Source organism: Rhodothermales bacterium (assembly GCA_039944855.1).
GTDB lineage: Bacteria > Bacteroidota > Rhodothermia > Rhodothermales > JANQRZ01 > JBBSMX01.
This window is the reverse complement of record JBDUXZ010000011.1, coordinates 93304-119668: the sequence shown is the minus strand read 5'-3', so window position 1 is coordinate 119668 and position 26365 is coordinate 93304. Positions and strand designations below refer to the sequence as shown.

Sequence of the window (26365 nt, the reverse complement as noted above, 5' to 3'; positions counted from 1 at the left end):
CAGGCGGCCGGGGCTTGTCATTTCTACGCGGGCGCCGTCTGCTACGGCGTGAGGACGTCAATCAACTGCCAGTCGAACCGGGAATGGAGGACAAGCTCACCGCTGTCGTTCGTGCGGAGGAACGAGCAGCCGATGAACGCGAAGCCCTGGCCGGGGACGAGGAACCGGTCGAGCCGGCCGTCGCCCTCGCGGACCGGGTAGTCATAGACCATGTCGGTCTCGAGCTCGTAGTGGTAGGCGCGGAGGGTGCCAGCGGGCGTCTCTACGGGCACGTTCTGCGCGAGCACCGTCACGGTGAAGTTCGTCGGGCCGGGCAGCTCGTACGTCGCGCCGACGCGGGCGGGATACTTGTAGAGGAGGTAGGGAGTTGCGTCGGAGTCGGGGCCTTCCCACTTCCAGACGCCGTCCTCCCGGTTGGTGTAGAACCCGCCGGGGATGCACGTCGCGCGGGAGCGAGAGCAGGTGATCTCGGCCCACCGCTCGCCCTCGACCCGGATGCTGCCCACGACGCGAAGCGTGTCCGTCGTCGCTTCGGTGACCTCGCCGTCGGCGTTCGTGCGGGTGAAGGCCATCGCCCATTCCGTGCCCTCAGCGAGGGGGAGGAGAGCGGGGCGGTCGGGGGTCTCGCCGCCGTGGTCCCAGAGGTCACAGCCGGGGAGCAGGAGAACGAGAGCGAAGAGCGAGAGGAGCGTGCGAGCCATGACACCGGGGGTCGAGTGGAGGGGGAGGAGCCGTGGCAAGGGGAATAGGCAGCGCGGTGCGAGAGTGGGGCAGACTCACAACATAACGCGGTGTGGGGAAGATTCAAAGAGGAGGCGGAACTACTTACTTGTTGTGACAATTAATGAGGCCCACCCTCCTCCACCCAGCCTCCCCGAATCATGTCCCTACGCCAGAAAGTCGACGCCCTCAACCAGCAGATCCTCGATGGCGACATCCTCGGCGCGTTCGAGAAGTACTACGCCGACGACGTCGTGATGAGCGACAACAACCAGGACCACCGCCGCGGCAAGGACCGCAACCGCGAGCACGAGAAGCAGTTCGTCGGCGGCATCACGGCCTTCCACGGGGCCGAAATCAAAAGCTCTGCCGTGCACGAAACCGGCGAGGGCAGCGGCACCGCCTTCACGGAGTGGTTCATGCACTTCGACCATTCCGCCTACGGCAATGACACGCGCCTGGAGCAGGTCGCCGTGCAGGAGTGGAAGGACGGGCAGATCGTGAAAGAGACGTTCTACCACGCCTGAGCCCCGATGCCTCTGCGCTTGTAAGCCCCGGCTGTCTCCGCGACGGCCGGGGCTCCGTGCGTCGATGCGCGTCAGTCCTGCGCGGTGTTCGACACCGCGAGGCGCGGCCGGAATCGCCACGCCCCGGTGGAATCGCGGGCGAGCGAGGCGGCGGGGTCGAGCCGGAGGCGGAGGTCGGCGCGGCTCCGGCTGAGGAGGTCGAGGACGAGTGGCACGCGGACGAGCCCGCTGTCGGCGAGGGTGAGCGGTCCCCCGGCGTTCGGGCCGAACGTGACGAACGGCTCGGCGAGGACGACGGCGAGCGAGTCGTAGCGGCGGCGCGGCACGTCGGCGGCGAGGAGGCGGACGGGCGGCCCTCCGCTTTCCACCGCGCCGCGGTCGACGGGCCGCTTCTGCCAGTCCCCTCCGGCTGGACGCAGCCACAGCGCGGTGACGCGGAGGCGAAGCGCCGTCACGTCCGCCGGCATCGAGTCAGCGACGACGAGGGTCACCGCGAGGGCCGTACGGTCGGGCGCGCTCGCGGTATCGGGCACGACGACGGCCGGGCGCGGCGCCTGCGTCCTCACTTCGCGCACGCCACCGCACGCCGCCAGCGCTGCGGCGGCGAGGACGAGCAGGACGCGAGCGAGGCGCGGCATCAGGCCGGCTCCAGCGCGTCCCACCCGAACGCCAGCAGCGGCTCCATCGTCCGGGCCGCCGCGAGGAGGGTCTCGGTGAAGGCCGGACGCATCAACTCCTCATCCGCGACCGGCTGCACGGCAACGAGCGACTTCGCCTTCAGCCAGTGTTCGAGGTCGGTGTCGGCGAAGCCCTCGCTGCCACGCGGCATCCGCTTGTACGACTCCTCGACCTCGACGGGGTGGCCGGCGGCCTCCATCTGCTCGGTCATCTCCAGGAACCCGCCCGGGTCGGCCATCATCCGGTTGCGCCAGCGGCGCATGAGGTCGGTCTCGGGCCGCCAGAAGCCCCCCGCGATGAACGAGGCCCCCGGCTCGACGTGGACGTAGACCGAGCCCTGTTCCCCTCGCCCGCCGCTCCGCGAGAGCACGGCGCCGACGTGCGTCTTGTACGGCTGCTTGTTCTTCGAGAACCGCGTGTCGCGGTAGATCCGGAAGATGGAGCGCTTCGGGTCGCCAGAGAGGGGGAGGCCGGCGGCGCGCGCGCGGCGGGTGAAATCGGCGACGAGACACTGGAAGGGCCAGAGGATCTCGTCCTCGAACGTCTGCTTGCGCGGCTTGAACCACTCGCGCTCGTTGTGCTGCTTGAGGTCGCGGAGGAACTGGAGGCCCTCTTCGCGGAATCCGGGGAAGGGCGGGAGGTCGGCGTGGAGCATCGGGAGTGGGGCGGTTGGGGGGAGCGGAAGATAGCAGGCGGCGGTGCAGACGGCGTGTCAGTGGGAGGTCGAAGAACGGACGCGGCTGCGCCCTTCGAGAGCCCGCGGCCGATGAGCCGGCTCGACGAGCGTTCCCGTTAATAGGAGGGAACGGCACCTCCTGACCTCGAAACCAGCACGCCCCATGTCCCGCCCTCTGCTCGTCGCCGCGCTCCTGCTCGCGCCCCTCGCCCTCGCCGCCTGTGGCAGCTCGTCCGACTCGTACGATGATTACGCCGACGAAGCCATGACCTCCGACGACTCCTTCGCATCCGACGACGCCTACGCCGAAGCTCCCGGCGCTTTCGGTCAAGAGATTTCCGCGCCGACACCGGACGGCGGAACGCAGCCGGTAGTGATCGTGGACCGGGGCCTGCAGATAGCGCAGGGCACGTACATGATTCCCGCCGGCTGGCAGCTCCAGCAGGACGTCGCCACCGACCCGAACACGGGGCAGCCCGCCCGCTACCGGCTCGACATCCGGGGGCCGAACGGCGAGTTGATCCGCGGCCTCCGCCCCGCCAACTACGGCCCGATGACGGGTGCCGGCTTCGAGCAGACGTGGCGCGGCCTCGCGATGCAAGGCGCGCAGGGGGAAGTCGGCAACGTCTCCATCGGCAGCTTGCAGCGCAGCGAGCGGTTGGAACGTTTGCGCCCGTTCCAGCGGGCCGCCGCGAAGGCGCAGCAGATGGGCTTCCGCATCGAAGGCTTCGAAGCACCCCTCCGCGCGCAGTCCGACCGGGGGCCGGTGGAGGGCGCCGTGCATGTGCTGCACTGGACGTCGCCGCAGATGGCCGGGATGGGCGTGGTGGTCGCGTCCGTCATCCTCAGCCCGGCCGACCGCGCCGCCGCGACGCTCCGGCTCAACGCGCAGATCGCCAACGGCTTCCAGCACAACCCGGCGTTCGAGCAGCGGATGGAGCAAATCAACCAAGCCGCGATGCAGCGGCAGGCCACGCAGCATCAGCAGCGCATGGCGAGCAACCAGGCGGCGTTCAACGCACATCAACAGCGGATGGCATCGAACCAGGCTGCGTTCGACGCCTCGCAGCAGGTTTACCGGAGCAACAGTCAGGTCGCTGACATGCAGATGCAGTCGTGGCAGAACACGCAGCGCTCCAGCGACGAGATGCACCGCCGCACCATCAACGAGATCAACGGGACCGTGGACCTCTACGACGCCCAGGCCGGCCAGTCGATCTACGGAGCGGAGAGTGGCTACAACACCTATTGGACCGATCCGAGCGGGAATGTGGTCGGATCGCAGGGCTACGACAACCCGGACGCGTTGCAGTACAACCAGGCCACGGATCTCGACGACGTGTACGACCAGGGTGGCTACGACGGGGGGGACTGGTAGGCCTAGCCGCCGCTCTCTTCCAGCCGGGCCGCCTCGCCCGGCCGGCCCTGCGTTCGGAAGAAGTCGGCGAGGCGCTCGGCTGCCCGTGCCGTCATCGTGTGGCCCGCGCCGAGCGCCTCGTGGAGCACCTCGTAGGACGCAACGAGGAGGGACTCGGCCTCGGCGACGTCACCGAGATCGCTGAGCGCGGCGCCGAGGATGCTCGCGGTGTTGGCCCGCTCGGGGTTGTCGGGGGGGAGGAGGGCGACGCGGATCGCGTGGGCTTCGCGCAACAGCGGGAGCGCCTCGCGCGGGCGATCCTGCGCGAGCAGCACGGCCCCGAGGTTGGAGAGCCCGTAGCCGAGGTACGGGTGGTCCGGGGAGAGCCCGGCCTGCCAGATCTCGACGGCGCGGCGGTAAGCGGCCTCGGCTCCGGCGATGTCGCCCTGCTGCCGTTGCACGGAGGCGATGTTGTTGTACTGGATGCCGAGGTTCGGGTGGTCCGGGCCGAGCGCGGCCTCGTAGAGTGCGGCGGCCTCGCTCTGGAGCGCGACGGCCGCGTCGAGGTCGCCGAGGTTGGCCTTGACCGAGGCGAGGTTGTTCATCGCGTACCCGACGTCGGGGTGATCGTCGCCTTTGAGGCGGCGGAAGAGCGCGAGGGCCTCGGTGTGGAGGGCCTCGGCCTCGGCGTGGTCCTCGAGGTCGTCGCGGATGATGGCGATGTGGGAGAGGGCCTGCGGGATGCCGGGGTGGTCGTCGCCGTGGTTGGCGCGGAGGATGGCGAGCTCGCGGCGGTAGAGCCGCTCGGCCTCCTCGTTGTCGCCCCGGTCGGAGAGGAGCGTGGCGAGGTTGCCGAGGTTGGTCGCGACCTCGTCGTGGGCGGGGCCGCGGAGGCGCTCTTCGAGGGCGAGCGCGTCGCGGAGGTAGGGCTCGGCGGCGTCGTAGTCGCCCTGCTCCCAGAGCACGGTCCCCATGTCGCTCAGGCGGCCGGCGACGCGGGTGTGCTCGTCGCCGAAGAGGGCGCGGTCCGTGCCGAGGGCGAGCCGGAAGAGGGAGTCGGCGGGGACGTGCTCGCCCCGGCGCTGGAGCGTGCGCGCGAGGCGGCCCTGCGTCTCGGCGACGTCGGCGTGGCGCGGGCCGTGGAGGCGCTCGCGGAGGGCGAGCGCGCGGCGGAAGTGCGCCTCGGCCTCGTCGTAGAGCCCGAGCTCGTGGTAGGTCACGCCGAGCGTGTGGCGCACGGCGGCCTCGACGGCGGGCTGGCCCTCGAACTGCCCCTCGACCCGGTCCCGCGTCCGGTCTAGCACGTCCACGACGCGGACCTCGCGCCCGTCCGCGTACGGGTCGGGCGAGGCGAGCATGTCGAGCAGGAACGCGTTGACCGTCTCGGCCTTGGCCGCCTCCGTGCTCGCCACGCGGCCCTGCCACACCGCCATGCCGAGGCCGACGAGGAGGGCGACGACGGCGAGGGCTCCGGCGGCGACGCCAGTCCGGTGACGCTGGATGAACTTCCGCGTGCGGTAGCCGGCCGTGGCGGGGCGGGCGCGGACCGGGAGCCCGCCGAGGTGGCGCTGGAGGTCGTCGGCGAAGGCTTCGGCGCTGGGGTACCGCACGGTGGGCTCTTTCGCGAGCGCCTTCAGCACGATCGTGTCGAGGTCGCCCCGCAGGCGGGCGGCGGGCTCGGCGCGCCCGGCGTAGGCCGCGTCGCGGATCGTCGCCGAGGGCTTCGTCGGGAGCGTGAGGCAGACGGCCCGCTCGATCTCGCTCGCCGACCGCCCGGTGAGGTCGTAGGGGCGCTGGCCCGCGAGCAACTCGTAGAGGACGACGCCGAGCGCGTAGACGTCGGTCGCCGTGGTGACGGGCTCGCCGCGGACCTGCTCGGGCGCGGCGTAGGCCGGCGTCAGGAACGCACCGACCGTCCGGGTTCGCTCGTCCGCGTCGTCGGCCTCGACCAGCCGGGCGATGCCGAAGTCGAGCAGCTTCACCTCGCCGTCGGCCGTGACGAGGATGTTCGACGGCTTGAGGTCGCGGTGGACGACGAGGTTGCGGTGGGCGTAGGCCACGGCATCGCATACGTCGAGGAAGAGCGCGATCCGCTCGTCCACGCTCGGCTGCCGGCGCTCGACGTAGGCCGTGAGCTCCTCGCCGTCGACGAGTTCGAGCACGAGGAAGGGGAGGCCGTCGTCGGTCATGCCGCCGTCGTAGAGCCGGGCGATGTGCGGGTGCTCGAGCCGGGCGAGGATCTGGCGCTCGCCGCGGAGCCGTCGCCCGAGCGCCTGCGCGTCGGCCCCGGGCCGCAGCAGCTTCACGGCGACGGCGCGTTCGTAGAGCCCGTCGTCGCGGACGGCGCGGTAGACGGCGCCCATCCCGCCCACGCCGAGCCGCGCCTCCAGCCGCCACGGGCCGACGGTGCGGCCGAGCATCGGGTCCGGCCGCTCGCCATCGGGCAGGAGCCCGGCGTCGTGGAGGTCGTTGTCGAGGAGACCGGGCTCGGTGTGGGCGGCGAGGAGCGAGTCCACCTCGGCCCGGAGTTCGTCGCTGTCGCAGGCCTCGTCGAGCCAGGCGGCGCGCTCCGCAGGCGGGACGTCGAGCGCGTCGAGGAAGAGTTCCTGCGCGCGGCGGTAGCGGTCGATGTCGTCTTGCGTAGGCATAGGCTCCGTCAGCCGGCCGCGCCAATCTCGCGGTGGAGCCACGCCCGCGCCGCCGTCCACGCCCGCTTGACGGTGGCGGGTGAGACGTCGAGGACCTCGGCCGTCTCCGGCACCGTCAGCCCGGCGAAGTAGCGGAGCTCGACGACCTCGCCCTGCCGGGGGTCGAGCGCGGCGAGGCGGTCGAGCGCCATGTCGAGCGCGAGCACGTCGTCGGCGCGGGCGTCGATGGAGAGGCCGAGGGCGGGGACGTTCGTGAGCGAGCGGGCCGGGCCGCCGCCGCGTTTCTGGGCGTGCTGGGCGCGGGCGTAGTCCACGATCACCTGCCGCATGGCCTGCGCAGCGACGCGGAAGAAGTGGGCGCGGTCGTTCCAGCCGCCGTCGGCGCGGGCGAGCTTCTCGTAGGCCTCGTGGACGAGGGCCGTGGTGCTGAGCGTCTCGGCCGCGCCGCGCCGGCCGCGCTCGCGGTGGGCGAGGGCATGGAGCTCGTCGTAGAGGATCGGGAGGAGGCGGTCGAGCGCGGCGGGGTCGCCGGCGCGGGCCTCGGCGAGGATCCGGGTGACGTCGGGCCGGGAGGCGGAGGGCATAGCCACGGTGGGTCGGAGGAAGGAGACCCGATGATAGGGCGTATCCCTTGGCGGATCAACGCGGGAGCAGGCGCATTCGGCGTGGGTCTCTCGCTCAGTCGGTCGCTTCGGTGCCGCGCCGCCACGCGAGGTAGGCCATGAACCCCGGCCCGACGCGCAACGCCTCTTCGTCGATCGTGAAGCGCGGGGTGTGGAGCCCGTGCGTGATCCCCTCGGCCTCGTTCCCCACGCCGAGGACGTAGAACGCGCCCGGCATCCGCTGCGTGTAGAACGCGAAGTCCTCCGACGCGAACCACCGCGGGAGGTCGACCACACGCTCGGCGCCGACGTAGTCCACGGCCGCCGCACGCACGGCCGCCGCGAGGTCGGGGTCGTTCGTGAGCGCGGGGTAGCCGACGGCGATCTCGACCTCGCACGTCGCGCCGAACGCGGCGGCGGTCCCTTCGGCGACGCGGCGGATGAGGTCGTGCGCCTTCGAGCGCCAGCCCTCGTCCATCGCGCGGAACGTGCCCTCGATGCGGACGACTTCGGGGATCACGTTCGTCGCGCCGTCGGCCGTGATCTTGCCGAACGAGAGCACGCTCGGCACGTCGGGCGGGGAGTTGCGGCTGATGACGCTCTGGAGCGCGGTGAGGATGTGGGCCTGCACGAGCACGGCGTCGGCGCGGAGGGCGTGGGGCGCGGCGGCATGGCCGCCCTCGCCGCGAATCGTAAGGTAGACCTCGTCGGCGCTCGCCATGAAATCGCCGCTGCGGATGCCGATCGTGCCGGCGGGCAGGCTCGGGAAGACGTGCTGCCCGACGATCTCCGTCGGGGCCGGCGCTCCGGCTTCGGGCACGTCGGCGTCGAGCGCGCCGGCTTCGATCATTACGGACGCGCCGCCGGGGATTTTCTCCTCCGAAGGCTGAAAGAGGAGGCGGACGCTCCCGCTCAGCTCGTCGCGGATCGCGTGGAGGATCCGCGCCGTGCCGAGGAGCGAGGCCGTGTGCGCGTCGTGCCCACAGGCGTGCATTTTGCCGTCGTGCTCCGAGGCGAAGTCGAAGTCGTTTTGCTCCTGAATGGGGAGGGCGTCCATGTCCGCGCGAAGCGCGAGCGTGGGTCCGGGCTTCGCGCCGTGGATCGTCGCGACGACGCCGGTCTTCGCCACGCCCGTCTGCACGGCCACGCCGTCGAGCCCACCGAGCGTCTCGGCGACGAGCGCGGCGGTCTCGTGCTCTTCGAAGGCGAGTTCGGGACGGCGGTGGAGCGCCCGGCGCGTGGCGACGATGTCGTCGAAGAGGTCGGCGTTGAGGGAGCGGATGCGGTCTTTCATCGGCGCGGGCAGGGAAGGGCGGAGGCCGCAAGCTACACCGATCCGAGCGGCGGCGGGGGAGGACCTGGAACCGCTTTCGGCCATGTTAAGTTACGGTTAACGCCGTTCCTCCTCTTCCACTTTCCCCATCCCCATGCCCAACCGCTACGTCCGATTCCTCGCCGTCCTGCTGATAGGATGCGCCCCGCTCGTCACCGCGCAGGCCCAGGCCGCGCAGGACCTCACCCTCGAAGCCCCCGACGGCACGACGGTCACGATCGACCGTGACGACTTCGGCGTGCCGCACATCACCGCCGAGACCGAGGCCGCCGTGTTCTTCGGGCAGGGCTTCGCCGTAGCGCAGGACCGGCTTTTCCAGATGGAGACGTTCTGGCGCTCCTCGACGGGTCGGCTCTCCGAACTGATCGGCGCGGCGGGTGTCGGCGCGGACCAGCAGGCGCGGACACTGTTTTACACGCCTGCCGAGCGCCAGACGCAGTTCGAGGCGCTCCCCGACCGGATCCAGACGATGATGCTCGGTTTCCGCGACGGCGTCAACGCATACATCGACTCGACGGTCGCCAATCCGGACGTCTACCTGCCCGTCGAGTACACGCAGTTCCCGCTCTCGGCGCTCGGCGCTGAGCCGTGGGACACCGATAAGCTGGTGGCGGTGACGCAGTTCTTCATCCGTCGGTTCGGCGAAGCGGGCGGCGCAGAATTGGACCGCCTCGCCGAACTCGAAGCCAACGGCCAGGCGTGGTTCGATGAGAACCGCCCGATCAACGACCCGACGGCGCCTACGACGATCCCTGCTGGCACAGCGGCGCTGCCCGCCCCGGCGACGGTGACGTACCGCGGGCCGTCCGTCGACCCGGCGCTCCACGAGGCCGTCGCGGCGCGGCGCGAAGCGGTGGAGCGGCTCTACGATGAGATCGGCGTGCCGCGCAAGTTCGGGTCGTACGCGGCGCTCATCGGCGGGAGCCAGTCGGTGTCCGGCGACGTGATGCTGCTCGGGGCGCCGCAGATGGGTGTGCCGAGCGTGACGGGGCCGGGGGCGACGGGCCGGGCCGTGACGTGGGAGTCCGAACTCCTCGTCGGCTCGGTGGACGATCCCGAGTTGCACGTGGCGGGGATGACGGTGCCGGGTATTCCGGGCATCATCATCGGTCGCACCGCGGACCGTGCGTGGACCCTCACGAGCGGCGTATCGGACAACGTCGACACGTTCGTCGAGACGACCGAGGACAACACGCTCTCTCGCTATCTGTACGACGGATCGTTCGTGGACTACGACGTCATCACGGAGACGATCAACGTCCTCGGCGGTGCGCCGATCGAGTTCACGCACCACCGCTCCGTTCACGGGCCGGTCTACGCGACGGACCTCGACAACCAGCAGGCTTTCACGTGGCAGTACACGTTCTGGAGCCGTGAACTCGACATGGCGACGGCGTTCTACGACATCTGGAAAGCGGAGAGCGTGGGCGAGGCCGAGGCGGCACTCGAGATTGTCCCGGTCTCGTTCAATTTCTTCCATGCCGACAAGGACCAGAACATCAACTTCTGGCACGTCGGCCGCTATCCCGATCGTCCGGATGGGGCCGACCCGCGCCTCCCGCTCCTCGGCGACGGCTCGCAGGAGTGGGATGGGATCCTCGACTTCGGGAGCCTCCCGCAGGATGCCAACCCGGCGCAGGGCTACTACGTCAACTGGAATAACAAGCCCGCCGTCTGGTGGGATCACGGCGACATCATGCCGTGGGCGCCCGCCGGCGGCCGGAGCTACGACGGCGTGCTCGACATTGAGGAGTTTGTGACGCAGGAAGTGCCGCTCGCCTTCGATGAGATGAAGGGGATCCACGCGGTGATCGACGCGCGGGAGTACCCGGGCACGTACCAGCAGCTCCTGCAGTTCGCGGAGAATGGGAGCCGCGCGGAGAACATGGTCCCGCCCGGACAGAGCGCCTTCTTCAACTCGGTCGGCCAACCGAGCCCGCACATCGCCGACCAGTGGCCGCTCTACCAGACGTACGAGATGAAGCCCTTTCTCTTTCTCGGGGCAAACCCGGTGGCGAACGAGACGGGCGCCACACCGGGCGAGACGCCGTCGCTCGGCGTGCTCTACCCGAACCCGCTCACGGCCGACGGGCTCACCGTGCGCTTCGAGATGCCCGAGAGCGGCACCGCACGCATTGAGGTGATCGACGTGCTCGGGCGGACTGTGGCCGTGCTGGCGGACGGGCCGCAGGCGGCGGGCTCCCAGTCGGCGGCGTTCGATGCGTCGGGCCTCCCGAGCGGCGTCTACTTCGTCCGCCTCACCGCCGACGGCACGACGCAGGCGCGGAAGCTGACCGTCGTGCGCTGACCGAGAGCGCCCTGAAATGCACGACGCGCCCCCGGCTACTCCGTGAGCCGGGGGCGCGTCGCGTTGTGGGACCCCCCGCTCCGTGAAGCATGAGCGAGCTTGCGAGCGAATGCAAGCGTGGCGGCGGGGGCCGGCGTTTGAGAAATCCGCTTCATACGGCGCTGGAACGGGCGGCTAGGCACTCGCCGCTCGCGGTCCGGCGTCTATCTTTGGCCCCGCCCGTCCCCTCTCCCGATCCGGCACCGCATGCAGACGCTCGAATACACGATCGCCTTCGCGGTCATCTGCCTCGCCTCGGCCCTCATCGGGCAGGGGTTCAAGTGGCTGCGGCTCCCGACGATCACGGGCTACCTCTTCGCGGGCGCGCTCGTGGGGACGTTCGGGCTGGACTTCCTGCCGTCGAGCGCGGCGGAGTCGCTCCGATTCGTGGACGAGATCGCGCTCGCGGTCATCGCGTTCGTGGCGGGCAGCGAGCTCTACCTCAAAGAGCTGCGGCAGCGGCTCCGGCCCATCCTCTTCAGCGCGGGCGGCATCCTCGCGGTGACGTTCGTACTCGTCGCCGTCGCGGTCTACCTCCTCACGGCGCTGCTCCCGTTCACGGCCGACTGGGCGCCGGCGGCGCGGCTCGCCACGGCGCTCCTCGGCGCGGCCGTCCTCCTCGCCCTCTCGCCGCCCTCAACGATCGCCGTCATCAAGGAGGTCCGCGCGCGGGGGGCGTTCACGCGGACGGCCCTCGGCGTGACCGTGCTGATGGATGTGGTCATCATCGTGCTCTTCGCCGTGGCGACGTCGCTGGCGGGCGCGCTCCTCACGGGCGAGCCGCTCAGCCCGGCGTTCGCCGCGCTCCTCGTGCTGGATCTGGGGCTCGCGGTCGGGCTCGGCTGGGTCGTGGGGCAGCTCCTCAAGGCCGTGCTCGGGAAGCGGTGGCCGGCCCTCGTCAAGACGGCGCTCGTGCTCGGGATCGGGTACGGGATCTATGCGCTCGCGGGCTGGGTGAAGACGGAGAGCACGGCGCGGCTCGGGTTCGAGATCTACATCGAGCCGCTCCTCATCGCGATGATCGGCGGCTTCCTCGTCACCAACTTCTCGCGCTTCCGCGACGAGTTCGACCGGATCCTCCACGACGTCGGGCCGGTCGTCTACGTCGCGTTCTTCACGATTACCGGGCTCGCGCTCAAGCTCGACCTGCTGTGGGCGACGCTGCCGATCGCGGCCGTGCTCTTCGGCGTGCGGATGCTCGGGATCGGGGTCGGCGCGGCGGCGGGGGCGGCGCTCGCGGGCGAGCCCTCCGTCGTGCGGCGATTCGGGTGGATGGCGTACATCACGCAGGCGGGCATCGCGCTCGGGCTCGCGCGCGAGGTGGCCGTGCAGTTCCCCGAGCTCGGCAACGCCTTCGCCACGCTCATCATCTCCGTCGTCGTGCTCAACGAGGTGTTCGGGCCGATCTTCCTGAAGTCCGTGCTCAAGCGCGTCGGCGAGACGCACCTGCCCGGCGGCATGCCCGGCGACGAGGCGCGCGGCGTGCTCATCCTCGGCGTGGAGGGGCAGTCCGTCGCGCTCGCGCGCTCGCTCGGCCGGCAGGGCTGGAACGTGATCATGGCCGACCCCGACGCCGAGCACGTCCGGCGCCTCGCGGCCGAGGACGTCGACGAGCGCCACATCCCAGCCGTGGACGAGGCCGTGCTCGAAGACCTCATCACCGAGGAGACCGCCGCCGTCGTGACGCTGCTGCCGGACGACGGGGCGAACCTCCGCGCGCTCCGCTTCGCGTACGAGCGGCGCGGGATCGAGCGGCTGATCGTCCGCCCCGCCGGCCGCCGCCACGAGCGCGCCTTCGAGGAGCTCGGCGCCTTCGTCGTCGATCCGGCGTCGGCGATGGTGACGCTGCTGGAGCAGGCCGTCCGCGCGCCGCAGTCGGCCGCGCTCTTGCTGCGCCGCGCGCCGGGCCGCCTCGTCGTGCAGTTCCGCGTCTCGAACGCCGACCTCGACGGCGTGCCGCTGCGCGACCTCCGCCTCCCGCTCGACGTGCTGTTCCTCGAAGTCAGCCGGAACGGGAGCGCCGTCGTGCCGAGCGGGCACACCGTGCTCCACCTCGGCGACGAGGTCACGCTCGTCGCGACGCCGGACTCCCTCGGCGAAGTCCGGCTGCGGCTCGCGGGGTAAAGCCGGAGCGGCCCGGGTGGAGGCTGTGAAATCGGCTTCACATAACCTTCGCGCTGCAACCGGGCGCGGGCGGGGGGCGTGCACGAGCCATCACCCACCCCGCATCGGGGTTCTCCCTATGACCGTGCACTGCTACATCCCGCTCCCTCCGACGCTGCGCCCCGTGTGCGGGCGCATGGCGTGGCTCGCGATGCGTTGCACGCCGTTGGAACACGCTACGCTGTCTGCGTAGCCGCTAGCTTCCTAGCTCGGCCTCCTCGCCGTACATGGACGAGGACGCCCTCTCGCCGCTGAGGTGCGGCGAGGCTCCCTGCCCCGACGTTTGGGCGGGCTACGCGTCGGTCGGAGGTCCCCGGCCGGATTTACCCCTCCCACTCACCGCGTACCATGGAACTCAGCCTGCTGAACCTCCTCGCCGTCCTCGTCGTCGCCTGGCTCGCCGGCCTCATCGCCAGCCGGCTCGGCTACCCCGCCGTGCTCGGGGAGCTGCTCGCCGGTATCGCCCTCGGGCCGCCCCTCCTCGGGCTGCTGCAGGGGGGCGAGGCGCTCGCGGTGATCGCGGAGGTGGGCATCTTGCTGATGATGCTCTACATCGGGATGGAGATCGACCCGGGCGAGCTGGGACGGGCGTCGAAAGGGGGGATTCTGGCGGCGGTCGGCGGGTTCATCACGCCGTTCGTGCTGTGCTACCTCCTCGTCGTCGCCCTCGGCTTCCCACCGATCGCGGGCGTGTTCGTCGGGCTCGCGGCGGGCGTGACGAGCCTCGCCACGAAGTCGCGCATCCTCGTCGATTTGCACTTGCTCGACACGCGGATCGCACACGTGATGATGGCGGGCGCGCTCGTCGCCGACACCGTCTCGCTCGTGCTCTTCGCCGTCGTGCTCGGCGTGGCGGAGAGCGGGACGTTCGAGGTGGAGCGGCTGGCGACCGTGCTCGTCGGGGCCGTGGGCTACTTCGCGCTCGCCGTGCTCGTCGGGCTCAAAGTGCTGCCCACGCTCGGGCGCTGGCTGGAGCGCGTGCCGAGCCGGACGGCGAAGTTCACCGCCATCCTCCTCGTGATGCTGGCCTACGCCGAGGGCGCGCACCTCGCCGGGATGCACGGCATCCTCGGGGCGTTCCTCGCCGGGCTCTTCCTGCGAGAGAGCGTGCTCGGCCGCTCGCTATCCCAAGAGATCATGCACGTCGTCCGCGACGTGTCGATCGGCTTCCTCGCGCCCGTCTTTTTCGTGACGGCCGGGTTCGCCGTCTCGCTCGACATCTTCCGGACGGACCTCGTCCTCCTGCTCGGGCTTGTCGGGCTCGCGTCCGTTGGGAAAGTCGTCGGGACCGCGCTGTTTTATCTGCCGACGGGCCACGGCTGGCGTGAGGGGACGACGATCGGGCTCGGGATGAACGGGCGCGGCGCGGTCGAGATCATCGTCGCACAGATCGCGCTCTCGATGGGGCTCATCTCGCAGGACATCTTCTCCGTCCTCGTCTTCATGGCGATCGCGACGACGGCGCTCGTGCCCGTGACGCTGAAGTGGGGCGTGGCGTGGCTGCGCGGGCGCGGCGAGCTCGAGCGCTCGCGCGAGGAGCGGAGCGGGACCGTCATCGTCGGCGGCGGGCCGACGGCGCGGCTGCTGGCCCGCGTCCTCGGCGAGCACGGCGCCGACGTGCGGATCGTGGACAGCAGCGCGGCCCACGTCGCCGCCGCCGAGCGCGAGGGGCTCCGCGCGATCCGCGGCAGCGCCCTCGACGAGCGCGTGCTGAGCCAGGCCGAGGCCGCCCACGCCGGCGCCCTCGTCGCCCTCACGCGGAACCCCGAGGTCGACGTCCTCGCGGCCCGCCTCGCCCGCGAGACGTTCGCCGTGCCGGACATCTACGTCCTCGACCGGAACGAGGCGCGGACGCCGCACGACGAGCTCGCCGCCCACCTCGGCGCGCAGACCCTCTTCGGCGGGCCGACACGGATCGATGCGTGGGACCTCCGCATCGCCGGGGGCGAGACGGCCGTGGAGCCGCACGCCGTCGAAGAAGCGACGACGCTGGCCGCGCTCGCCACCGCACAGGGGAAAGACTGGCTCCCGCTCGTCGTTGTCCGCGGCGGCGTGGCCGCGCCCGCCCACAGCGGCGGCGCGCTCCGCCCCGGCGACGCCGTCTACGTCCTCCGCCACCACGCCGAGCCGCTCGACGATTTCCACCGTCTCATCGCCGAGGCGCCGGTGCTCGACCTCGACGGCCCGCTCTCGATCGCCGACTTCGCGAAGGTCGTGTCTGGCGAGCTAGCACCAGCCGTCGGGACCAAGCCGGAGCGGCTGATGGAGCGGCTCATCAGCCGGGAGACGACGAACAGCACGGTCATCCTGCCGGGCCTCGCGATCCCGCACGTCCGCATGAGCGGGCGCGGGACCTTCGTCCTCGCCGTCGTCCGCTGCCGCGAGGGCATCCTCTTCCCGAACCACGAGGAGCCGGTCCGTGCGGCGTTCGTGATCGTCGCCGCGCCGGACGCCCGCTCGCGCCACCTCCGCACGCTCTCGGCGATCGCCCAGGTCGTGCAGTCCGGCGACTTCGAGCGGCGCTGGCTCGCCGCCTCCGACGCGGCCGCGCTGCGCCGGCTCGTCCTCGACGCCCCACGCCGCCGCCTGCTCGACGCGCCGCCCGACCTCGCTCCGAGCCGCAACTAACGTCCCTTCCTCCCGACGCTCTCCTGTATCGATATGGCTACTCCATTGTCCCCTAAGTCCTCCCACCCGATCATCGGGCCGCTGCAGGCGTTCTTCCGCGCCGAGGCCGCCGGCGGCATCCTGCTGTTGGTCTGCGCCGTCGTCGCCTTCGCGTGGGCCAACAGCCCGTTCGCCGCGTCGTACTTCGACGTGTGGCAGACGACCGTGACGGTCGGCGCGGGCTCGTTCGTGATCTCGAAAGCGCTGCTGCTGTGGATCAACGACGGGCTCATGGCGATTTTCTTCCTGCTCGTCGGGCTGGAGATCAAGCGCGAAGTGCTCGGCGGCGAGCTGTCGAACCCGAAGAGCGCCGCGCTCGCCGTGGCCGCCGCGTTCGGCGGGATGGCCGTGCCCGCGCTCGCCTACGTCCTGCTCAACGCGGGTGGCGTCGGCATCAGCGGCTGGGGGATTCCGATGGCGACGGACATCGCGTTCGCGCTCGGCGTGCTCGCGCTCCTCGGCCCCCGCGTCCCGCTCGCGCTCAAGGTGTTCCTCACCGCGCTCGCGATCGTCGACGATCTCGGCGCCGTGCTCGTCATCGCGCTCTTTTACACGGCCGAGGTGTCGACCGTCGCGCTGATGTGGGCGGGCGGCTTCCTCGCCGCGCTCGTCGTGCTCAACCGGCTCGGCGTGATGAAGACGGCGGTGTACATGATCCTCGGGCTCGGGCTGTGGCTGGCGTTCCTGAAGTCGGGCGTCCACGCGACCGTCGCCGGCGTGCTCCTCGCCCTCACGATCCCCGTCCACCGGCGGCTCGACGCGCCGGACTTCCTCGACCGCGCGCGGGAGTACCTCCGCTCGTTCGCCGAGGACGTGCAGCCGGGCGAGGCCGAGCCGACGCTCCAGCAGCAGAACGCGATCTTCGCGCTCGAGAACGCCTGCGAGGCGGCGGAGACGCCGCTCGCGCGGCTGGAGCACGGCCTCCACAAGCCCGTCGCCTTCTTCATCATCCCGATTTTCGCGCTCGCGAACGCTGGCGTCGCCGTCACGGGCGGGTTCGCCGAGCTCTTCGCGAGCCCGGTGACGCTCGGCATCGTGCTCGGCCTCGTCGTCGGCAAGCCGATCGGGATCACGCTCTGCGCGTGGATCGCCGTCAAGAGCGGCCTCGCGACGCTCCCGGCGGGCGCGACGTGGCGGCAGGTCGTCGGCATCAGCGCGCTCTGCGGCATCGGCTTCACGATGTCGATTTTCATCGCGACGCTAGCCTTCCCCGGCCAGGCGGCGCTGCTCGACAGCGCCAAGCTCGGCATCCTCGTAGGCTCGCTCATCTCCGGCCTTATCGGCTGGGTGCTCCTCGTGCGGTCCGCCCCGCCGACCGCGACCGCGGCGGCGCCCGGCCGACGGCTCGAGGCGGAGCCGGCCGCTTGATCTCCCACAAACCGGCCGCCCGCCGACTCGGGCGGGCACGGCCGGCGTTCTCTACACCCTTCACAACCCAACACCCTTTACCCTCATGCGAACCACTTTCTCTTTTTCTGCCCTCGCCCTCGCGGTCCTCTTCCTCGCCGCGCCCGCCTCGGCGCAGGAGCGCGACCTCACCGCTCCGCTGACGGCGGAGACGCAGGCGGCGCTCACGCCGATGGAAGTGCTCCAGCTCCTCAAAGACGGCAACCAGCGGTTCCTCGCCGGTGAGTCGGTCGAGCGTGATTTCCTCGCCCAGGTCCGCCAGACGGCCGGCGGGCAGTATCCGATGGCCTCTATCCTCGGCTGCATCGACAGCCGCGTCCCCCACGAGATCATCTTCGACAAGGGCGTCGGCGACATCTTCTCGGCGCGCGTGGCCGGCAACTTCGTCAACACCGACATCCTCGGCTCGCTCGAGTTCGCGACGGCCGCGGCCGGCTCGAAGGTGATCGTGGTCCTCGGCCACACCGAGTGCGGTGCCGTGAAAGGCGCGTGCGACCACGTCGAGCTCGGCAACCTCACGAGCACGCTCGCCAACATCGCTCCGGCCGTCTACGCCGTGCGCGACGACGTGGCCGGGCCGTACACGTCGAGCAACCCCACGTTCGTGCAGGCCGTCGCGCACGAGAACGTGGAGATGACCGTCCGCAACATGGTCGAGCGGAGCCCGGTGATGTACGGGCTCGTCGAGGAAGGCAAGCTCATCGTCGTCGGCGCCATGCATGACGTGGCGACGGGCGAGGTCATGTTCTTCGAGGACTCGATGATCACGGCCGAGACGATCAACGCGGACTGACCCGGACCATGCCAGCACCGAAGACGAAAGGGCAGGTCGAGGCGGCCGTCACGGCGGCGCTCACGCAGTTCGAGCGGGACTTCCTGGGGCGCGGGCCTCGGGAAGCCCGCACCTTCGTCGTGCAGGACCTCGTCCTCGTGCGGATGAAGGGGATTCTGAGCACGGCCGAGCAGCAGCTCAGCCTCGAACCCGGCGGCGTCGAGCTCATCAAGCAGGTGCGCTCGCGCCTGATCGAGGGCTCCGACGCCGCGCTCGCCCGCCTCGTCGAGGCCGAAGTCGGCGTGCCCGTCGTCTCGATGCACACCGACATCAGCACGCGGACGGGCGAGCGCGTTTTCGTCTTCGGGCTGGAACAGCCGCTATTCGACGAGGTATAGCCCCCCGCTCGGAGTAGGGAAGCGCCTCAGGCGGGTCCGATCTCCGAGCACGACATCGTACACGGCACACCCGCAGCGCGCACGGTCAGAGACCGGACGCGGTGACCGTAGGCCGACATCCGACGCCCCGGCGTCGCGTGTCGGCCTTTTTTGTTTTCTCCACCCCTAACGAACCGCACCCATGACGACGAACGAACGCGACGCCGTCGCCACCCTCTGCCTGATGGCCGCCTTCGCCGACGGCCGCAACGACGAGCGCGAGCGCACGCGGCTCCGCGACGTGTTCGCCAGCCTCGACGCCGGGTTCTCCCCCGCGCGCACCGAGCGCGTCCTGCTCGGCCACGCGAGCCTCGACGACGAGGCCGCCCGGCTCACGACGCCGGCCGTGCGCGCGCTGGCCTACGAAATGGCCGTCGGGATCTGTGACGCGGACGGCCGTGCGGACGCCGCCGAGCAAGCGTTCCTCGACCGCCTCCGCCACGCGCTCGGGCTCGACCCCGAAACCGCCTCCGAGATCGACGCCGTGGGCGACGCCCTCGCGCTGCCGCCGGCCGACGCCGACGCCCACACGGCGAGGACCGGGTCGGCCGTCCCGACGGGAACGCTCGCCACCGGCGACGGTGCGGCAAGCGGTGTGCTCGTCCTCGCTGCCCCGGAGGAGGTGATCCCCGCGGCACACGACGCCGACGCGGCGCTCGACGGGATGATCCTCCGCTACGCCGTCCTCAACGGCGGGCTGGAACTCCTGCCGCAGAAGATCGCCACCCTCGCCGTCATCCCGATGCAGACGAAGATGGTGTACCGCGTCGGGCTCCACTACGGGCACCAACTCGATCAGGGCCACGCCAAGGAACTGCTCGCGACGGTGGGGCTCGGCCTGACCTCGCAGGTGGCCGAGACCTACGCGCGGGGCCTCTTCGGGGGGCTCGCGCAGGCCACGCTCGGGAAGGCGATGGGCGGCAAGAAGAAGGGGAAGAAAGGCAAGAAGGCGAAGACCGTCGCCGCCGCTGCTACGGGCTCCGCCTTCACCTTCGCGGCCACCTACGCGCTCGGCCACGCCGCGAAGGCCTACTACGGCGGCGGCCGTCGGCTCAGCACCGATGCCCTCCGGGGCCTCTTCGAGCGACACGCCGAGCAGGGCCGCAGCCTCTACCAGACGCACCGGCCCGCCGTGGAAGAGCGCGCCCGCACGACGGACCTGCGCGCGCTCATGGCCGAGCTCCGCCCGGTCTGACCCGCCGCGCGCTCCCCACGCCCGCGTCCTCATTCCTCCCCGAACCCAACCTCCCGATCCCATGACCAATCTCACGAACGGCCACGCCGCCGACGCCGACACGCTCACCCCGACGGCCGCAGAGCCTCAGACCGACATCCCCCAGCCTATCCCGATTGCCGTCGCGCACGGCGACGGCATCGGCCCGGAGATCATGGAGGCCACGCTCCGCATCCTCGACGCGGCCGGCGCGCCGCTCCGCTACGACGTGATCGACATCGGCGAGGGCGTCTACCGGCAGGGCCACACGTCCGGCATCGCGCCCGAGGCGTGGGACGTGCTCCGCCGCCACCGCGTCTTCCTCAAAGCGCCAATCACGACGCCGCAGGGCGGCGGCTACAAGAGCCTCAACGTGACGCTGCGCAAGGCGCTCGGGATGTACGCGAACGTCCGCCCGTGCAAGAGCTACAGCCCGTTCGTCGCGGCGGCGCAGCCGCGGATGGACCTCGTCATCATCCGCGAGAACGAGGAGGACACCTACGCCGGCATCGAGCACCGGCAGACGACGGAGGTCACGCAGACGCTCAAGCTCATCACGCGGCCTGGCTCCGAAGCCATCGTCCGCTACGCCTTCGAGTATGCCCGCGCCCACGGCCGCCGCCGCGTGACGTGCATGACGAAGGACAACATCATGAAGCTCACCGACGGCCTCTTCCACCGCGTCTTCGACGAGATCGCCGCCGAGTATGGGGAGATCGAGGCCGAGCACCGCATCATCGACATCGGCGCGGCGCTCGTGGCGGCGCGCTCCGAGACGCTCGACGTCATCGTCGCGCCGAACCTCTACGGCGACATCCTCTCCGACATCGCGGCCGAGGCGTCGGGCTCCGTCGGGCTCGCCGGCTCGGCGAACGTCGGGAGCGACTTCGCGATGTTCGAGGCCATCCACGGCTCGGCCCCGGACATCGCTGGGCGCGGCGTGGCGAACCCGTCGGGGCTGCTGCGCGGCGCGGCGATGATGCTCGTCCACCTCGGCCTCCCGCGCATCGCCGAGACCATCAAGAACGCATGGCTCGCCACGCTCGAAGCGGGCCTCCACACGCCAGATATCTACCGCCCGCACCTCAGCCACCGGCAACTCTCGACCGAGCACTTCACCGATGCCGTGATCGAGCGGCTCGGCGAGAAGCCCCGCCACCTCGAGCCCGTGCACTACCACGGCACCGGCATCCACGTCGAGGTCACGCCGTCGAAGCATCAGGCGAAGACGCTCGTCGGCGTCGACGTCTTCCTCGACTGGGACGAGGCCGGGCGCGCGCCCGACGTCCTCGGCACGCGGCTGAAGGAGCACGGCGGCAACGGGCTCGCCCTCAAGCTCATCACGAACCGCGGCGTGAAGGTCTACCCCGACGGCCTCCCCGAGACGTTCTGGACCGACCACTGGCGCTGCCGCTTCACCGCGCCCGACGGCACCGTCCGCCCCGAGCAGGTCGTCGACCTCCAGCGGCGGCTCGTGAAGGCGGGGTTCGACGTGATCAAGACGGAGAACCTCTACGCCTTCGACGGCACGCCCGGCTTCTCCCTCGCGCAGGGGGAGTAGGGTAGCGCGGCCCGGCGTTTCCGACAGTGCGGGCCGTGCAGGCGGGCGGGACGGGGTGGGAGCCGTCTCGCCCGCTCTCGTTTCGCGCGGCCGGCCGGCGCTTCGGTCAGGGCCGCTCGACCCGGCACTCGCGGACGGAGACGATCCGGTTGCCGACTAGGATCGCTGCGAGGGCACCGACGGCGCCGACTCCGTAGATGAGCGCATAGCCTCCTACCGGAGACGCTTCCCCCGCTCGATTTCTCGACGCTGCAATGCTCGCGCCTCCCCACATCCCGAGGGATCCGCCAATTGCGGCTGGCAGCGTGGTGCTGGGGAACGCCCAGCGCCGCTGCACCCTGCGGATCTTCGCGATGTGGTCGCGGGGGACGACCCGCTCCGCGAAGCCGCCCGAATAGTCGGACCAGAGGGCGAGGGAATCGGACCACGGGGAGAGGGAGTCCGGGCGCACCGTGGCGATCTCCGACACCCGCAGGCGCTCGCCGTTCGTGAGCGTCACCGTCGTAATCCCTCTGCACCCGTGGTAGCCGCAGTCCGGCGGCACTTCGCGCACGCACTCCATCGGGTCCGGCGTGGCGATGAGCCGCGCGTGCGTGCAGCCCGTGGCGAGGACGGCGAGGGAAAGCAGGAGGGCGCTCACGGCGAAACGCATCGGAACCTCGGGGAGGACAGGCATGGAGGACTTGCCGAATATTAACTTCTCCCGCTGAACTCCCGTCCGCCCTGTCGGTATTACGGCCGACCCGCTCACTCCCCACCGCCTGTTATGGAACGCCCCAGCGCCGTCGCGCGCCCCCGCCGCATCTCCCGCGCCGTCCACGTCGGCCCCGTCCAGGTCGGTGGCGGCGCGCCGATCTCGGTCCAGTCGATGACGACCGGCAAGACGCACGACGTCGAGAAGTGCGTCGCCGAGATCACGCGGCTTGCCGAAGCCGGGGCCGACATCGTTCGCGTCGCCGTGCCGCGGCCCGAGGACGCCGACGCGCTTGCCGAGGTCGTCGCCGGGAGCCCGGTGCCGGTCGTGGCCGACATCCACTTCAACTACCAGTACGCGCTCCAGGCCGTCGAGGCGGGCGTGGCGAAGGTGCGGCTCAATCCGGGCAACATCGGGAAGCCGGAGTGGGAGCGCGAGGTGCTGCTCGCGGCAAAGGAGAAGGGGATCCCGATCCGCATCGGCGTCAACTCCGGGTCGCTCGAAAAGGACATCCTCGACAAGTACGGCTACCCGCAGCCCGAGGCCCTCTTCGAGAGCGCGATGCGGCACGTCGAGATCTGCGAGAAGAACGGGTTCGAGGACCTCATCATCTCGGTGAAGCACTCCGACGTGTTCTTCATGATCCAGTCGTACCGCCTCCTCGCCGAGCGGACCGACTACCCGCTCCACCTCGGCGTGACCGAGAGCGGCTCGCTCCAGACCGGCACCATCAAGTCGTCGATCGGCATCGGCACGCTCCTCGCCGACGGCATCGGCGACACGATCCGCGTCTCGCTCGCCGCCGACTCGATCCACGAGGTCGAGGTCGGCCACCAGATCCTGAAGTCGCTCCGGCTCGGGCGGCCCGGCGTCAACATCATCGCGTGCCCGACGTGCGGCCGGCTCACGGGCGACCTGTTCTCGGTCGTGAACGAGGTCGAGGCGGCGGTGAAGGCGGCGAAGTTCGACAAGGACCTCAACGTGGCGCTGATGGGCTGCGCGGTCAACGGGCCGGGCGAGGCCGCCGGGGCCGACCTCGGCGTGTCGCTCGGGCGCGGCCGGGCGCACCTCTTCAAGCGCGGCGAGATCGTGCGGACGGTGCCCGAAGGCGAGATCGTCGAGGCCGTGTTGGAGGCGATCGCGACGTGGGATGAGGAGACGGAGGCCGTGGAGGGATGACGCCGCGCTTCGTTCCCTCTGTCCTGTTTCGTGAGAGGCCGTTTGAAGTCATCCCCCTAGACAGGGGGAGGGGGTAGATCGAAGGTGGCATCAGCCCTCATTCGACCACCCCTGTCCCCTACGGGACACGTCCCTCCTGACCAGGAGGGGGACTCTATCTCAGCAGGCGTCTCACGGCTCCCAAGTCCGTTATCTATTTTATCCTTCGCTCCTCCGCCTCTCTCCGCCGTCCTGTGATCGCTTCCCGCTCTGCCGTTGCCGCTGTCCTCCTCGGGCTCGTCGCGTTCCTGTCCGTCGGGTGCGGCGACGACGCCGAGGTCCCCTCGGAGATCGCGGAGGGCGAGCCCGCCGTGCTCGCCCGCCTCGCCGTCGCCGCCGACTCCAGCGCCGACCGCTCGTTCTTCTTCACCGACAAGGCGGGGGCGTACTACTACGACGCGCTCTCGGGCGAGCAGACCGACCCCGCGATGGGCTTCATCGCCGGCGGCTTCCGGCTCGTGGACGGCTGGCGCTGGTGGCTCGATGCGGACTCCGTGGGCGTCGGCCCGAGCGAGATCACGGGCGGCGTCGTCCGCCCCGACTACGCCGCGCGGACGTACGTGCAGGCCGACTCGGCGGGTTTCTTCGAGACGCTCCTCCGCCGCATCCAGGGCGACGACCTCGCTACGCTCACTGAGACGATCACGCTCGCCGACGGCGCGCTCCTCGTCGAAGTCGCGGACAGTGTGGGGACGGTCGAACTGACGCCGACGTTCAGCGACCGCCGCGCCGCTTCCGACTACACCGTGCAGGCGCAGGGCGACGTGCTCCTCGTCGCGCGGGCGAACTACACCGAGCCGCGTGCCGACAGCCGCCGCCCGGTGTGGCTGGCCGTCGCCAGTACGGACGGGACCGCCGCCACGACGGCGGCGCAGCTAGAGGACGGACTCGGCGTGCGGGAGCGCGGGCTCGGGCTGGGCCTCGTCCGCTTCGCCACGCCCGGCGCCGTCGCCTTCGCCTCGGGCAACACGCCGGAGGCCGCCGCCGCCGCCGCGCAGCAGGCGCTCGGCCGCCGCGCATCGCTCCTCACGCAGCGCCAGCAGCGGCTCGCGAGTGTGCTCGACGGCAGCACGATCCGCACCGAGGACGAGGCGTTCAACCGCGCCTTCGACTGGGCGCGGCTCTCGCTCGAAGCCCTCGTCGAAGAGGACTCGACGGGGTTCACGCTCGTCTCCGGCATCCCCGGCACCGACCTCGCGCGCGGGCGCAGCACGCTCACGGCGTTCGAGGGCGCGTTCCTCGCCACGGGCGATTGGGAGCGGGCTCGTCAGCTCCTCACGCGCTTCGGCCGCTCGCAGCGCCGCGACCGCCGCATCGACCTCTTCGGCCGCATCCCCAACGAGTTCGTCGACGGCCGGCCCGTTTACACGACCGTCGACGCGACGCCGGTGTGGGTCGCCGCCGTCGGCGACTACCTCCGCGCGACGGGTGACCGCGGGATCATCACCGACAACGGGGCCGAGTTCTGGACGCGGACGGTCTACGCCGTGCGCGGGCTCGACGACATCCGCACGCCCGACGGCTTCCTCCGCAACGCGGCGGGCCAGACGTGGGTGCAGCCCTACGACGGGCGCGGCCGGGTGCCGCGCGTGAACCGCGCCGCCGAGGTGCAGGGGCGTTACTACCGCGCGTTCCGCGCGATGCAGCCCGTCGCCCGCGTGATGGGCCAGATCAGCGGGCGCCCCACCTCGGCCGCCGCATACGGCGACAGCGCCCGCGTGCTCCAGCAGCGGTTCGAGCGCGCGTTCGTCCGCGAGGACCGGATCGCCGACGTGCTCCGGCCCAACGATCAGCCGGACCCGCGGATGCGCCCGAGCGCCCTCTTCGCCCTCCGCGACTTCGACCTCGACGCGGATACCGAGCGCCGCATCCTCCAGCGCACGGCCGGCACGCTCGCCTATCCCTACGGCGTCTCGACGCTGCCGCAGACGGATTCGCTGTTCTATCCCTACCTCAACGCGCCCGACTTCTACGAGCCTGGCGCCGCGCGCTACGACGGAACGATCTGGACATGGCTCAGCGGCCCCCTCGTCTCGCTCCTCGTCGAAGAGGGCGCGGGCGCGCAGGCGTACGAGCAGACCGAGGCGCTGCAGCGTTATATCCTCGACCGCGGCGTGGTCGGGGCGGTGGCGGAGAACGTGGACGCGCACCCGCCCCAGCCGGGCGACGACGATGACGTGGCGGCCGAGTCCGCGCTCGGCGGCTCGCCGGTGCAGCCGTGGACGCTCGCCGAGTTCGTGCGGAACGCGTATCAGGACTACGCCGGCATTCGCTACAGTGGTGGCAATACGGTCGTGCTCGAACCTCACCTCCCCGAGGCGTGGGGCACGACGGAGGCGCGGTTCCGCCTCGGCGGCGGCTCCGTCGTCGCGCGCATCGCGCAGAGCGCGAGCGAACTGACGGTCGGGCTCAAGCCGTCGGGCCGGCTCCCGCGCGGGGCGACGGTTCGCGTCCGCGCCTTCGGCCAGGTCAAAGTCGTCCCCGTCGCCGAGGCGCGGGGTGACACGCTCGTCGTCCCGCTCGACTCGGTCTCGGTGACGATCTCGGCCGACGGCGTCACGCTCGACGGCGAGACCGTCGCGGCCGACAGCAGCTACGCCGTCGCCGACGCGGCGGCGTGGGACGGCTTCGCGTGGGCGACCCCCGAGATCCCCGACGAGTACCCCGTGATGCGGGAGGTCAAGCGCGCCCGCTCGCTCGACGCGCCGCAGATCAGCCGCACGAACCCCCTCGCGATTCCGACCCTCTCCCGCACCGACCCCGACGGCGACGACTGGGGCACGACGGCGACGTACACCTACCCCGGCCTCTTCCCCGACGGCGTCCTCGACATCAGCTACGTCGAGATCAGCGAGGACGACTCCACGACCTACTTCCGCGTCGAACTCGCGAACGTCGTGAGCGAGAGCGAGCTCGGCTACCAGCCCGCCCTCCTCGCCCTCGCCTTCGATACGGAGGAAGACGGGAAGGTCGATGCGGGGCGGGGTTCGAGCTACACGTTCCGCAAGGCCGGCGGCTTCGAGTACATCGTCTTCGTCGGCAACGGATTGCGGATCGAGGATGCGCAGGGCCGCGTGCTCGGCGAGTTCGAGGGCGTGGGCGACGCGCTGTTCTCCGTCGAGGACTCGGCTGTGACGTTCTCGCTCCCGAAGTTCGTGCTGCCGGATCTGGCGCGCGGGACGAACGTCACCGTGTTCACGGGCGCGCGCGCCGAGGGCAGCGGGGTCGGGGAGTTCCGCGAGGTCCGCGAGCGCGGCGACTCGAACATCGGCGGTGGCAAGATCAACCCCGGCGACCCGAACGTGTACGACGTGCTCAACGCCCGCGTCGAGCGGTAGGGGGTTG

General features: G+C 70.9%; 19 protein-coding genes. 12 read left to right on the top strand and 7 right to left on the bottom strand.

Annotated elements, in window-relative coordinates:
- Window positions 1-41 precede the first annotated feature (41 nt).
- Window positions 42-701 carry a hypothetical protein gene (locus ABJF88_06520; GenBank protein MEP0546567.1) on the bottom strand — a complete coding sequence of 220 codons (660 nt, stop codon included), beginning with the start codon at window positions 699-701 and terminating at the stop codon, window positions 42-44.
- 180 nt (window positions 702-881) lie between these two features.
- Here ABJF88_06520 and ABJF88_06515 point away from each other — a divergent pair, with 180 nt between their 5' ends.
- A complete protein-coding gene (locus tag ABJF88_06515; protein ID MEP0546566.1) occupies window positions 882-1247 on the top strand; it encodes a nuclear transport factor 2 family protein in 366 nt (121 codons plus the stop codon).
- Between the two features lie 71 nt (window positions 1248-1318).
- Here ABJF88_06515 and ABJF88_06510 read toward each other — a convergent pair whose 3' ends face one another.
- Complete coding sequence (locus ABJF88_06510; GenBank protein MEP0546565.1) at window positions 1319-1885, bottom strand: hypothetical protein; 567 nt, start codon at window positions 1883-1885, stop codon at window positions 1319-1321.
- The gene (locus ABJF88_06505; protein MEP0546564.1) at window positions 1885-2580 is read right to left on the bottom strand and encodes a DUF2461 domain-containing protein; all 696 of its coding nucleotides are present in this window, start codon (window positions 2578-2580) and stop codon (window positions 1885-1887) included. Before ABJF88_06505 ends, ABJF88_06510 begins: the two co-directional genes overlap by 1 nt.
- A gap of 184 nt (window positions 2581-2764) precedes the next feature.
- Here ABJF88_06505 and ABJF88_06500 point away from each other — a divergent pair, with 184 nt between their 5' ends.
- The gene (locus ABJF88_06500; GenBank protein MEP0546563.1) at window positions 2765-3979 is read left to right on the top strand and encodes a hypothetical protein; all 1215 of its coding nucleotides are present in this window, start codon (window positions 2765-2767) and stop codon (window positions 3977-3979) included.
- 2 nt (window positions 3980-3981) lie between these two features.
- On the opposite strand, the gene ABJF88_06495 is transcribed toward ABJF88_06500, so the two are convergent.
- The 3 genes from ABJF88_06495 to ABJF88_06485 all read right to left on the bottom strand — a co-directional run bounded on the left by ABJF88_06495 (window position 3982) and on the right by ABJF88_06485 (window position 8502).
- Entirely contained in the window at window positions 3982-6606 is a 2625-nt protein-coding gene (locus ABJF88_06495) for a serine/threonine-protein kinase (protein MEP0546562.1), read from the bottom strand.
- An 8-nt stretch (window positions 6607-6614) separates the two neighbouring features.
- Window positions 6615-7190: an ECF-type sigma factor gene (locus tag ABJF88_06490; GenBank protein MEP0546561.1), complete on the bottom strand. Its 576-nt coding sequence runs from the start codon at window positions 7188-7190 to the stop codon at window positions 6615-6617.
- A 94-nt stretch (window positions 7191-7284) separates the two neighbouring features.
- Entirely contained in the window at window positions 7285-8502 is a 1218-nt protein-coding gene (locus ABJF88_06485; protein ID MEP0546560.1) for a M20 family metallopeptidase, read from the bottom strand.
- Between the two features lie 133 nt (window positions 8503-8635).
- Here ABJF88_06485 and ABJF88_06480 point away from each other — a divergent pair, with 133 nt between their 5' ends.
- From ABJF88_06480 to ABJF88_06445, 8 genes are all read left to right on the top strand, one after another.
- Complete coding sequence (locus tag ABJF88_06480) at window positions 8636-10849, top strand: penicillin acylase family protein (protein ID MEP0546559.1); 2214 nt, start codon at window positions 8636-8638, stop codon at window positions 10847-10849.
- A 246-nt stretch (window positions 10850-11095) separates the two neighbouring features.
- Window positions 11096-13012: a cation:proton antiporter gene (locus tag ABJF88_06475; GenBank protein ID MEP0546558.1), complete on the top strand. Its 1917-nt coding sequence runs from the start codon at window positions 11096-11098 to the stop codon at window positions 13010-13012.
- Window positions 13013-13399: 387 nt separating this feature from the next.
- On the top strand, window positions 13400-15679 hold the full coding sequence (locus ABJF88_06470) for a cation:proton antiporter (GenBank protein ID MEP0546557.1): 2280 nt from the start codon (window positions 13400-13402) through the stop codon (window positions 15677-15679).
- A gap of 33 nt (window positions 15680-15712) precedes the next feature.
- Window positions 15713-17086, top strand: a complete 1374-nt coding sequence (gene nhaA, locus ABJF88_06465; GenBank protein MEP0546556.1) for a Na+/H+ antiporter NhaA — start codon at window positions 15713-15715, stop codon at window positions 17084-17086.
- Between the two features lie 85 nt (window positions 17087-17171).
- Complete coding sequence (locus ABJF88_06460; GenBank protein MEP0546555.1) at window positions 17172-17918, top strand: carbonic anhydrase family protein; 747 nt, start codon at window positions 17172-17174, stop codon at window positions 17916-17918.
- An 8-nt stretch (window positions 17919-17926) separates the two neighbouring features.
- The gene (locus tag ABJF88_06455; protein ID MEP0546554.1) at window positions 17927-18295 is read left to right on the top strand and encodes a DUF2294 domain-containing protein; all 369 of its coding nucleotides are present in this window, start codon (window positions 17927-17929) and stop codon (window positions 18293-18295) included.
- 181 nt (window positions 18296-18476) lie between these two features.
- Complete coding sequence (locus tag ABJF88_06450; GenBank protein MEP0546553.1) at window positions 18477-19529, top strand: tellurite resistance TerB family protein; 1053 nt, start codon at window positions 18477-18479, stop codon at window positions 19527-19529.
- Between the two features lie 61 nt (window positions 19530-19590).
- Window positions 19591-21108, top strand: a complete 1518-nt coding sequence (locus tag ABJF88_06445) for an NADP-dependent isocitrate dehydrogenase (GenBank protein MEP0546552.1) — start codon at window positions 19591-19593, stop codon at window positions 21106-21108.
- Between the two features lie 106 nt (window positions 21109-21214).
- On the opposite strand, the gene ABJF88_06440 is transcribed toward ABJF88_06445, so the two are convergent.
- Window positions 21215-21760 (bottom strand): hypothetical protein, encoded by a 546-nt coding sequence (locus ABJF88_06440; protein ID MEP0546551.1) that lies wholly within the window; start codon window positions 21758-21760, stop codon window positions 21215-21217.
- A 114-nt stretch (window positions 21761-21874) separates the two neighbouring features.
- Here ABJF88_06440 and ispG point away from each other — a divergent pair, with 114 nt between their 5' ends.
- Together ispG and ABJF88_06430 are read left to right on the top strand one after the other, a co-directional pair.
- Window positions 21875-22981: a flavodoxin-dependent (E)-4-hydroxy-3-methylbut-2-enyl-diphosphate synthase gene (gene ispG / locus ABJF88_06435; GenBank protein ID MEP0546550.1), complete on the top strand. Its 1107-nt coding sequence runs from the start codon at window positions 21875-21877 to the stop codon at window positions 22979-22981.
- 233 nt (window positions 22982-23214) lie between these two features.
- A complete protein-coding gene (locus ABJF88_06430) occupies window positions 23215-26358 on the top strand; it encodes an amylo-alpha-1,6-glucosidase (protein MEP0546549.1) in 3144 nt (1047 codons plus the stop codon).
- Window positions 26359-26365 lie beyond the last annotated feature (7 nt).

Excerpts from the sequence above, each read along its gene's own strand:
- ABJF88_06520 (MEP0546567.1), bottom strand. The coding sequence starts at position 701 with ATGGCTCGCACGCTCCTCTCGCTCTTCGCTCTCGTTCTCCTGCTCCCC.
- ABJF88_06515 (MEP0546566.1), top strand. The coding sequence starts at position 882 with ATGTCCCTACGCCAGAAAGTCGACGCCCTCAACCAGCAGATCCTCGAT.
- ABJF88_06510 (MEP0546565.1), bottom strand. The coding sequence starts at position 1,885 with ATGCCGCGCCTCGCTCGCGTCCTGCTCGTCCTCGCCGCCGCAGCGCTG.
- ABJF88_06505 (MEP0546564.1), bottom strand. The coding sequence starts at position 2,580 with ATGCTCCACGCCGACCTCCCGCCCTTCCCCGGATTCCGCGAAGAGGGC.
- ABJF88_06500 (MEP0546563.1), top strand. The coding sequence starts at position 2,765 with ATGTCCCGCCCTCTGCTCGTCGCCGCGCTCCTGCTCGCGCCCCTCGCC.
- ABJF88_06495 (MEP0546562.1), bottom strand. The coding sequence starts at position 6,606 with ATGCCTACGCAAGACGACATCGACCGCTACCGCCGCGCGCAGGAACTC.
- ABJF88_06490 (MEP0546561.1), bottom strand. The coding sequence starts at position 7,190 with ATGCCCTCCGCCTCCCGGCCCGACGTCACCCGGATCCTCGCCGAGGCC.
- ABJF88_06485 (MEP0546560.1), bottom strand. The coding sequence starts at position 8,502 with ATGAAAGACCGCATCCGCTCCCTCAACGCCGACCTCTTCGACGACATC.
- ABJF88_06480 (MEP0546559.1), top strand. The coding sequence starts at position 8,636 with ATGCCCAACCGCTACGTCCGATTCCTCGCCGTCCTGCTGATAGGATGC.
- ABJF88_06475 (MEP0546558.1), top strand. The coding sequence starts at position 11,096 with ATGCAGACGCTCGAATACACGATCGCCTTCGCGGTCATCTGCCTCGCC.
- ABJF88_06470 (MEP0546557.1), top strand. The coding sequence starts at position 13,400 with ATGGAACTCAGCCTGCTGAACCTCCTCGCCGTCCTCGTCGTCGCCTGG.
- nhaA (MEP0546556.1), top strand. The coding sequence starts at position 15,713 with ATGGCTACTCCATTGTCCCCTAAGTCCTCCCACCCGATCATCGGGCCG.
- ABJF88_06460 (MEP0546555.1), top strand. The coding sequence starts at position 17,172 with ATGCGAACCACTTTCTCTTTTTCTGCCCTCGCCCTCGCGGTCCTCTTC.
- ABJF88_06455 (MEP0546554.1), top strand. The coding sequence starts at position 17,927 with ATGCCAGCACCGAAGACGAAAGGGCAGGTCGAGGCGGCCGTCACGGCG.
- ABJF88_06450 (MEP0546553.1), top strand. The coding sequence starts at position 18,477 with ATGACGACGAACGAACGCGACGCCGTCGCCACCCTCTGCCTGATGGCC.
- ABJF88_06445 (MEP0546552.1), top strand. The coding sequence starts at position 19,591 with ATGACCAATCTCACGAACGGCCACGCCGCCGACGCCGACACGCTCACC.
- ABJF88_06440 (MEP0546551.1), bottom strand. The coding sequence starts at position 21,760 with ATGCGTTTCGCCGTGAGCGCCCTCCTGCTTTCCCTCGCCGTCCTCGCC.
- ispG (MEP0546550.1), top strand. The coding sequence starts at position 21,875 with ATGGAACGCCCCAGCGCCGTCGCGCGCCCCCGCCGCATCTCCCGCGCC.